Raw genomic sequence first — 9,304 nt, 5'->3', positions numbered from 1 at the left:
AGCCTGCTGGCGATGGATACCCAGACACCGCGATCCTCCAGACAGGTCGCGTTATCGTTGACGTCCATCGCCAGCAGGCTGGCTCCCACATTTTTGAACTGGGCACATCCGCAAAATCAGGTCGGCTTTCAGGCCGCCTCGCGGTGCTGTTGCGGTGTTCGCCCCCTCGAGAGGCCGAGTGTAGGTTCTGCGCAGTGGGCAACCCGGCATGGATGCCGGGTTAGCCGCCCCCGGCCATGGATGGCCGATGGCGGCGGGCCCACGGAGCAGGACCGCAGCGAGGGCATGCCGAGCACTAGCGAGGCACCGAACGAAAGGGGCAAGAGCGCTTTGGTTACTTTCGCGCTTTTCGAAAGTGACTCGCTGTAAAAGCGAAACCGCCAGCAGCCACAACCGCAGAAACGGATATACCCCCAATCAAAACCCAAAAAAATCAGGGCTTCAGAGGAAATTCCATATCCCGATCCGACAACTCCTTACCATCATCAGGATGCTTCCAGGTCCGCTCTTCACGCTTCTGCCGCTCAATCTCTTCTTCAGTAGGCTCATCCACGTCTTCATCCACGTCAGGATGTTTGTGCTCGGTAGCCATGCCCACCTCCCTTCCCTTAAGAAAAATTCACCCGCATTAAGCGTAGAACACTTTCACCCCCCCCGACTCACAACCACCAGCGCAGCAAAAAGAAAAACCCCATGCTCAACAACATGCTGAGCAAGGTATTGCGCGTGTAAAGCACCAGCCCCACCGCCACCAGCGAACTGATCAGGTACGGGTTGTCCCATTGCAGATTCAGCTGTTTATCCGGCATGAATACAATCGGCCCGCAGATCGCCGTCAACATGCCCGGCACCGCAAACCCGAGAAACTGCCGCGCATTGCTGCTCAGGCGGACCGGCAATCGCGGCTCCAAAAACACATAGCGGTTCAGAAAGACCAGCACGCCCATCCCGACAATCACCGCCCAGACCATCATGCGCGCACCCCATAGAACTTATTGCAGACAAAACCCGCCGTCATCCCCGCCAACCCGGACAACACCAGCGCGCTGCCCCATTGCCAATAGCTGAACAGCACCGAGCAGAACAACGACACCGCCACGCACACCACCGTTGGCACGCTGCGCACCACCGGGGTGATCAGGGCGATAAAAGTCGCGGCGATGGAAAAATCCAGGCCCAGATGTTCCAGCCCCGGAATGCTGCTGCCCAGCACAATGCCGGCCAGGGTGAAGAGGTTCCAGGCGATGTAGAACGTCAGGCCGACGCCCAGCGCGTACCAGCGATTGAATTGCTGTTTGTCGTGCTGGCTGGTCAAGGCAAAGAGTTCATCGGTGAGCAGAAACCCCAGCCCCACACGCCAGCGGCCCGGCAACGGTGAAAACACCGAACGCATGCTCATGCCGTACAGCAGATGCTGCGACGTCAGCAACAGCGTGGTCAGCAAAATCGAAAAGATACCGGCCCCGCCCTTGAGCATGCCGATGGCCACCAATTGCGCGGCCCCGGCAAACACGATGCTCGACAAGCCCTGGCCTTGCAGGGGCGTGAGATTGGCTTCGATGGCCATCGAACCGGCCAACAGCCCCCAAGGCGCGGTCGCCAGGGACAACGGCATGATCGCCGCGGCGCCGCGAAGGAAGGCACTGCGCGGCATGAGTGATTTGGACATAACGCTCTACAACCTGGGAAAGACCTCAAACTGTGCCAGCACTGGCCGCCGATGGCTTGAACAATCTTGCGCTCTTTGCCCTTCATCCACCGCGCCACCCGAGTACCATGAAGCCATTCGCCTGATACGTCATGGAGCCGACATGCTTTACCGAATCGCCGCCGATGTGCTGGTGCTGTTTCATCTGCTGTTCATTCTGTTCGTGCTGTTCGGCGGGTTGCTCGCGCTCAAATGGCCCCGGTTGATCTGGTGGCACCTGCCCGCCGCCGCGTGGGGCGTGACCGTGGAAGCGTTCCAGCTCACCTGCCCGCTTACCCACTGGGAAAACCTGATGCGCCATGCCGCCGGGCAAATCGGCTATGGCGGCGGTTTCATTGAACATTATGTATGGCCGGTCATTTACCCGGCCGGGCTGACACCCGCGATCCAGCTGGGGCTTGGCAGCATCGTGCTGGCGATCAACGTGGTGGTCTATCGTCGGTTGATCCAATTGTGGAAGTTACGCCGCGGCGCCTCAACCGACCCGAGGATCTGAACCATGCTGTCGACTGAAGACCTGGCGCTGCTCGAAGCCATCCGCGAAACCGGCAGCCTGTCGCGGGCCGCGGCCCACCTCGGCAAGGCGCCCTCGACCATTTCCTACGCCGCACGGCAACTTGAAGAGCGCTTCGACGCCTTGCTGTTCGACCGGCGCCGCTATCGCTTGCAGCTCACCCCGGCGGGCGAGTTGCTGGTGAACGAGGCCGCGCGGTTGATGCATGACGTTTCACGCCTTACGCAACGGGTGCAACAAGTGGCCAACGGCTGGGAGAGCCGATTGTGGATCGTCACCGACGAGTTGCTGGAATTCGAAACCCTGATCCCGGTGATCCGCGAGTTTGACGCCCTGGAATCCGGCGTGCCGCTGCGCATCACCCAGGAAGTGTTGAAAGGAGTATGGGAAGCCCTGCGTGAGGGCCGCGCGGACCTGATCATCGGCGCCACCAACGAACCGCCGGCCATCCCGACGTTGCGCTGGATGCAGCTGGGGGAAATGGAATGGGTGTTCGCGGTTTCGCCCAAGCACCCGCTGGCCAAAGCCCGGGAACCGATTTCCCGCGCCCTGGTGGCGCAGCATCGGGCGATTGTCGTGGCGGATTCCTCCAGAGCCAACGAGGGCAGCACGTACGGCGTCTCCGGCGGGCAGACGGTACTCGCGGTACCGACCATGCGCGCCAAAATCCTTGCACAGTGTGATGGCCTGGGGGTGGGCTGGTTACCGAGGCATCGAGTCGGTTCGCTGCTGCAGAACGGTACGCTGGTGGAAAAGCAGATGGCCGACCCGCGCGAGCCGAACATTTTGTATGCCGGCTGGCGTGGCGACCATGACGGCCGCGCACTCGGTTGGTGGCTGGAAAAGCTCAAGCAAACGTACTTTTCCACCCAACTGGTGCAGGGTCGCGACCGCTTTGCGTGAGATCAGTTGGCGATGACGCTCATGTTTCGCCCGCTGGCCTTCGCCACGTAAAGCGCTTTGTCGGCGGCGGCGACCAGGTCGTTGGGCTGGGCCTGCGACGCCGGGTCGTAAGCCGCGACACCGACGCTGACCGTCACTGCGCCCTCGGGACATTCACCGTGTTCGATGCCCGCCTGTCGCACCGCCTGGCGGATTTTTTCCGCCACCAGAAACGCTCCGACGTAGTCGGTCCCGGGCAGCACCACCGCAAATTCTTCGCCGCCGTAGCGAGCCGCCAGGTCACCCGGCCGCTTGATGTTGTCAGTAATGATCGCGCTGATGTTGCGCAAACATTCGTCACCGGCCAGATGCCCGTAGTGATCGTTGAACAGTTTGAAATGATCGACATCAATCATCAGCAGCGCGAGGTGAGTCAGGCTGCGTCGGGCGCGCCCTACTTCGGTCTGGATGAACAAATCAAACTGACGCCGATTGGACAGCCCGGTCAGCGCGTCCTCCAGGGCCAGCAATTCAAGGCTGCGGTTGACCTCCAGCAGTTTTTCCTGAGCATCGAGCATCACGCTTTGCACGTGATTCTGCTGCTTCATGAGGCGGATCAGGCGATACCCGAGAAAGCCGAGAAAGCCCAGCAGCGAGGCCACGATTCCAGCGCTCAGCATTGACTCCTCTCGCCAGCCGGCCAGGACTTCGTCCTTGTTCAACGCGGCGAAGACGATCAGCGGATACCCCTCGACCCGACGAAACCCGACCACGCGTTCAACGCCGTCGACCACAGAACGGACCGTCGCCGTGCCGGAATCGCCCTTGGGCAACAGTTGGGTAAACAGCGGGCCGGCGGCAACACTGGTGCCGATTTCGGATTCGTTGAACGGTCGACGCACAACAATGCTGGCATCGTTGGCAATCAGGTTGATCACGCCGTTTTGGCCCATGTCGATGCTGTCGTAGAGCTCAAGAAAATGGCTGAGATAAATCGTGGCCAGTGCCACGCCGGCGAAACGGCCGTCGGGGTCATTGATGCGGCGCGAGACGGTCATGATCCATTCACCGCTCGAACGGCTCTTGATCGACGGACCGATGTGCGGCCCACGGTCGGGGTGATCGCGGTGGAAGGCGAAGTATTCACGGTCGGAATTATTGGCGCCGGGCACTTCCGCGCCATTGGAGTTGGCGACCCAGTTTCCGTTCTCATCGAAAACGAACAGCCCATGGACCTGGCTCAGCTCACTGCGCTCGGCACTCAGCAAACGTTGCAACCGGGGAATCTGCGCGGGCGCCACGCCTTCGTTTTCAATTCGGTCCACCAAGGCAAACAGCAATGTATCGGCTTGCTTGATCGAGGCCCGCGCTTGCGACGCCAGGGTCTGCGCCAGGTTGGACATTGCGACTTCTTTGTCATGCAAATGGTACTGACGTGAGTTCCACGTCTCCCAGATCACAATCGCCATCATGGACAGGCATACCGCCACCAGCAGAACAACCGCCGAACGCACCTTGAGTGTGGCTGCGCCCTGCCCGATCAAAAATGGCACGGCAGAGCGGGAAGTTTCTATACGATCATTAATCGACGGATGCCCCATGTCGCTCCCTGATTTTTGTTTTATTTCGACGCCTGCTTCATCGCCTCAAGCCAGGCGGGATTCAATTGCGTCTGTTCGGTATCGATGCCCAAGGCTTCCATCCGCGCCTTGTGTTGATCCATTTCACGGGTCAATTGACCGTGATCGCTGGAGTTACCGTCCAGCTCGTGCATCTGACTCAACCCCAAATGATAGAAGCGCAGCAGCTTCATCGCCGTCGGATCGCCCGCTTCGACGGCGGCAGTGACCTGGTGCATGACGTTGGTGATGCTCATCAGGCTGCGCTTGAGCTGCCAACCGTAGACCGCCGGCGCCATCCAGGGTTGCGACCAGAAGGTACCGCGCATCAGCGCCGCCAGCAGCAACACCGCGACAAACACCCCGCCGACGTTGAACCGCAGGTTGTCGCCACCGGGTTCGCCAAACAGGGCCACCGCCGTCGTGGACAACACCATCGACAGCGCAATGAAAATCAGGGCAATGACCACCGTGCTGCGCCGTGTCTGCTGGCGGAAGGTGACGGCGTTCATCGGCTGGATTTCGAACATTGCGGCAGGTTTCCTTAACGTCATGGACAAAAAGACTGGCGGCATTATCGCCTCTGTGAGGGATTTAGCTATGCTGGGGCTCCTTTTCATCTTTTCATCGTCAAACGGGGAAATGGCGATACAGCGCAGTTCGTGCCATCTTCTTTAACGGATACACACTATTCGGATGCCATTTGCCTGTCTGAATGACATCGTTTTAAGGATCATTGAATGACCCAAAGACATGTAATCAACGCCTCTGTCAGCCCTAAAGGCAGCCTGGAAACCCTTTCACAACGCGAAGTGCAACAGCTGAGCGAAGCCGGTTCTGGCAGCACCTACACCCTCTTCCGCCAGTGCGCCCTGGCCATCCTCAATACCGGCGCCCACGTTGATAACGCCAAGACCATTCTCGAGGCCTACAAGGATTTCGAAATCCGCATTCACCAGCAGGACCGTGGCGTACGCCTCGAACTGCTGAACGCCCCCGCCGACGCGTTCGTCGACGGCGAAATGATCGCCAGCACCCGCGAGATGCTGTTCAGCGCCCTGCGCGACATCGTCTACACCGAAAACGAACTCGACAGCCAACGCATCGACCTGAGCAATTCCCAGGGCATCAGCGACTACGTGTTCCACTTGCTGCGCAACGCCCGCACCCTGCGCCCCGGCGTCGAGCCGAAGATCGTGGTCTGCTGGGGCGGTCACTCGATCAATACCGAAGAATACAAATACACCAAGAAAGTCGGCCACGAACTGGGCCTGCGCAGCCTCGACATCTGCACCGGGTGTGGTCCCGGCGTGATGAAAGGCCCGATGAAAGGCGCGACCATTGCCCATGCCAAGCAACGCATTCACGGCGGGCGTTACCTCGGTTTGACCGAGCCAGGCATCATCGCCGCCGAAGCGCCGAACCCGATCGTCAACGAGCTGGTGATCCTGCCGGACATCGAAAAACGCCTGGAAGCCTTTGTGCGCGTCGGCCACGGCATCATCATTTTCCCGGGCGGCGCCGGTACGGCCGAAGAGTTCCTGTACCTGCTCGGCATCCTGATGCACCCGGACAACGACGGCCTGCCGTTCCCGGTGATTCTCACCGGGCCCAAACACGCGGCAGCGTACCTGGAACAACTGGACGCTTTCGTTGGCGCGACCTTGGGCGACGCGGCGAAGCAGCACTACAAGATCATCATCGATGACCCGGCTGAAGTGGCGCGGCAGATGACGGCCGGCCTCAAAGCGGTCAAGCAGTTCCGTCGCGAGCGCAACGACGCGTTCCACTTCAACTGGCTGCTGAAAATCGACGAAGGCTTCCAGCGCCCGTTCGACCCGACCCACGAAAACATGGCCAACCTGAAACTGACCCGCGACCTGCCGGCGCACGAACTGGCGGCGAACCTGCGTCGCGCGTTTTCCGGCATCGTTGCCGGGAACGTCAAGGACAAGGGCATCCGTCTGATCGAAGAACACGGGCCGTATCAGATTCATGGCGATGTGGCCGTGATGAAACCGCTCGATCAGTTGCTCAAGGCATTCGTGGCCCAGCACCGGATGAAATTGCCGGGTGGCGCGGCGTATGTGCCGTGTTATCAGGTGGTTGCCTAAGCAAATCCCCCTGTAGGAGCGAGCCTGCTCGCGATAGCGGTATGACATTCAACATGGATGTCGCTTGACACATTGCAATCGCGAGCAAGCTCGCTCCTACAGGTGTTCGGTGCATGGCTTCATGTATCGCAATGTATCCAAATGGCGTTTGGATACAGAGGCTTAACCCCCCACGGGTCGTTTGAAACAAGCCAGATACGTCGCCGGGGTCAACTGTGAAGAGTGTCCATCACAGCTTGAGAGCCTCCCCATGTCAGATCCCGTCAACACCCAACGCCGACACCTCCTGCAAATCGCTGGCATCGGTGCCGCGAGCCTTGCCGCCAGTCAGTTATTGAACATCGGTACCGCCCAGGCAGCACCGACGCCGACAAATCCCGCAACCCCACTGACCCCGATCAAGCAGATCCGCGCGGGCGTGCTCGACATCGGCTACTACGAGGCCGGACCGAAAAACGCGCCGGTGGTGTTGTTGCTGCACGGTTACCCCTACAGCCTCCAGAGCTTTGAAGAAGTGGCACCGATCCTCGTCGCCCGCGGGTTTCGGGTGATCGTGCCGCACCTGCGCGGCCACGGCACCACGCGCTTCATCGACCCGGCAACCCCGCGTGCCGGCCAGCAAGGCGCCATTGGTGCGGACGTCATCGCCTTGATGGACGCGCTGAACATCAAGACCGCCGTGTTCGCCGGGTTTGACTGGGGTGGTCGCGCGGCGTGCGTCGCCGCCGCCCTGTGGCCCGAACGCTGCACCGGGCTGGTGTGCGTCAACAGCTACCTGATCCAGGACATCGCCCACGCGACGGCGCCGATCCCGCCGAAAATCGAGTCGGGCCTGTGGTATCAGTATTATTTCCAGACTGAACGCGGCCGCCTCGGCCTGACCGCCGACCGCACCGGCATCGCCAAGGTCATCTGGACCCGCAATTCGCCGGGCTGGAATTTCGACGACGCCACCCTGGCGCGTACGGCCGTCGCCTTCGACAACCCGGACTACGTCGATGTGGTCATCCATTCCTATCGCCATCGCCTGGGCCTGGCCGACGGCTACCCGGCCTATGTCGAGATCGAAAAACGCCTGGCCGCCCTGCCGCCGATCACGATGCCGGCGATCACCCTCGACGGCATCACCGACGGCAACTTCCCGGCGGGCGATGGTTCGGCGACGGCGAAGAGATTCACCGGAAAGCGGATTCACCGCCAGGTGCCGAACGCCGGACACAACCTTCCCCAGGAAGCACCGCAAGCATTTGCCGATGCGGTGATTGATGTCGCGACGCTATAGGTGCCGGGCCTTTTGGGGCGTTGATATTTGTATCTGTCTGTATATGAACCCGCGCCAGATACGCAGCCGCCGATTTCGACGCCCTCTCGCACACATCAGCGATACACCCGGGCGTTTAACTGTGTTCACCGGATAGCAGCAGCTACCGACCCACTCAAACTAAACGCACGGAGATTCAATCATGTTCAACTTCTCGAAAGTTTCGTCCCTGGCACTCGGTCTGGCACTGGTCGGTGGTCTTGGCCTGTCGAACCTGGCATCGGCCACTACCCACAGTGCTGTGCCCCAAAGCCAAGGCCAGCAACTGCTGGTGGAAGGCGGCTCGGATCGGTTGCAACAGAACCGCGTCGCTGAAGGCGGTGCTGATCGCCTGCAAGAGCTGCGTGAACGTGTGGCGGAAGGCGGTTCCGACCGCCTGATCGAAAATCGCGTTGCCGAAGGTGGCGCCGATCGCCTGCAGGAGCAGCGTGAACGTGTGGCATCGATCAGCCCGGGCAACGCAGTACGCGGCGGTGTGGTGGTTGCGGAAAACCGTCCTGAGTTCGGTTCGAAGTATCAGCGCTACTGATCTGCCGCGAACCTGAAACACTTAAAAGCCCGGACCTTCGGGCTTTTTTTGTTGGATCACCGCGCGTGATATCGACTATGCGCAAGGGTGTTTTTTCATCACGGCGTTCCGGCCCTACAGTGGCCACATCTTCTTCCCACGCTCTGGAGCAACAACATGAAAAGCATTATCGGTCTTGGTTTCGCCCTGTCGGTACTTGGTGCTACATCGGCCATTGCCGCCCCACACAAGTCTCCGCAAATGGTCGCCTCGGTCAAAGTCAGCCAACCGGCCACACTGAATGTGAATACTGTTGGCGTTGATCATAAAGACGTTCAGGCGAGCAAACTCTACGTTGCTGAAAACCGTCCGGAGTTTGGCTCCAAATATCAGCGGTATTGATTGGCGGATTTGAGTTGTTTGTCGTTGGAACCCCGGGGGGATTTGGTCTTCCCGGGGTTTTTCTTTTTTTGCTAGGGTACATATCCGTTTCTTTGGTTACGGCCGCTATTGGTTTCGCCCTTACGGCGAGTCACTTGGAAGAGCCCCAAGTAACCAAGGGCTCTTGCCCCTTTCGTTCGGTGCCTCGCTAAGGCTCGGCATGCCCTCGCTCCGGTCCTGCTCCGTGGGCCCGCCGC

Annotated in this window: 11 protein-coding genes; 6 read left to right on the top strand and 5 right to left on the bottom strand. The window is 60.1% G+C overall.

Features of this window, described 5'->3' with window-relative positions:
- Positions 1-433: 433 nt before the first annotated feature.
- The 3 genes from EJA72_RS28985 to EJA72_RS18215 form a co-directional block, all read right to left on the bottom strand.
- Entirely contained in the window at positions 434-592 is a 159-nt protein-coding gene (locus EJA72_RS28985) for a hypothetical protein (RefSeq protein WP_178129421.1), read from the bottom strand.
- 67 nt (positions 593-659) lie between these two features.
- Positions 660-971 (bottom strand): AzlD domain-containing protein, encoded by a 312-nt coding sequence (locus EJA72_RS18220; protein ID WP_178129422.1) that lies wholly within the window; start codon positions 969-971, stop codon positions 660-662.
- Positions 971-1,669 carry an AzlC family ABC transporter permease gene (locus tag EJA72_RS18215; protein WP_157712805.1) on the bottom strand — a complete coding sequence of 233 codons (699 nt, stop codon included), beginning with the start codon at positions 1,667-1,669 and terminating at the stop codon, positions 971-973. The genes EJA72_RS18220 and EJA72_RS18215 overlap by 1 nt, the downstream gene beginning before the upstream one ends.
- A 142-nt stretch (positions 1,670-1,811) precedes the next feature.
- Here EJA72_RS18215 and EJA72_RS18210 point away from each other — a divergent pair, with 142 nt between their 5' ends.
- On the top strand, positions 1,812-2,204 hold the full coding sequence (locus tag EJA72_RS18210; RefSeq protein ID WP_157712804.1) for a DUF2784 domain-containing protein: 393 nt from the start codon (positions 1,812-1,814) through the stop codon (positions 2,202-2,204).
- Positions 2,205-2,207: 3 nt separating this feature from the next.
- Positions 2,208-3,125, top strand: coding sequence for a LysR family transcriptional regulator (locus EJA72_RS18205; RefSeq protein WP_157712803.1), 918 nt, complete (start codon positions 2,208-2,210; stop codon positions 3,123-3,125).
- A gap of 2 nt (positions 3,126-3,127) precedes the next feature.
- On the opposite strand, the gene EJA72_RS18200 is transcribed toward EJA72_RS18205, so the two are convergent.
- Positions 3,128-4,705 carry a sensor domain-containing diguanylate cyclase gene (locus EJA72_RS18200; RefSeq protein WP_157712802.1) on the bottom strand — a complete coding sequence of 526 codons (1,578 nt, stop codon included), beginning with the start codon at positions 4,703-4,705 and terminating at the stop codon, positions 3,128-3,130.
- 20 nt (positions 4,706-4,725) lie between these two features.
- A complete protein-coding gene (locus EJA72_RS18195; protein ID WP_157712801.1) occupies positions 4,726-5,253 on the bottom strand; it encodes a DUF3087 domain-containing protein in 528 nt (175 codons plus the stop codon).
- Positions 5,254-5,463: 210 nt separating this feature from the next.
- Between EJA72_RS18195 and ppnN the strand changes: the two genes are divergently transcribed.
- The 4 genes from ppnN to EJA72_RS18175 all read left to right on the top strand — a co-directional run bounded on the left by ppnN (position 5,464) and on the right by EJA72_RS18175 (position 9,068).
- Positions 5,464-6,837, top strand: a complete 1,374-nt coding sequence (ppnN, locus tag EJA72_RS18190; protein ID WP_157712800.1) for a nucleotide 5'-monophosphate nucleosidase PpnN — start codon at positions 5,464-5,466, stop codon at positions 6,835-6,837.
- A 250-nt stretch (positions 6,838-7,087) separates the two neighbouring features.
- Positions 7,088-8,119, top strand: a complete 1,032-nt coding sequence (locus EJA72_RS18185; protein ID WP_157712799.1) for an alpha/beta fold hydrolase — start codon at positions 7,088-7,090, stop codon at positions 8,117-8,119.
- Positions 8,120-8,300: 181 nt separating this feature from the next.
- Positions 8,301-8,687 carry a hypothetical protein gene (locus EJA72_RS18180; RefSeq protein ID WP_157712798.1) on the top strand — a complete coding sequence of 129 codons (387 nt, stop codon included), beginning with the start codon at positions 8,301-8,303 and terminating at the stop codon, positions 8,685-8,687.
- Positions 8,688-8,843: 156 nt separating this feature from the next.
- A complete protein-coding gene (locus EJA72_RS18175; protein ID WP_157712797.1) occupies positions 8,844-9,068 on the top strand; it encodes a hypothetical protein in 225 nt (74 codons plus the stop codon).
- The last annotated feature ends 236 nt before the right edge of the window (positions 9,069-9,304 follow it).

It is taken from the genome of Pseudomonas sp. PB120, assembly GCF_009761815.1.
GTDB lineage: Bacteria > Pseudomonadota > Gammaproteobacteria > Pseudomonadales > Pseudomonadaceae > Aquipseudomonas.
The sequence above is the reverse complement of the archived record's forward strand: the minus strand, read 5'-3'. Positions and strand labels throughout refer to the sequence as shown.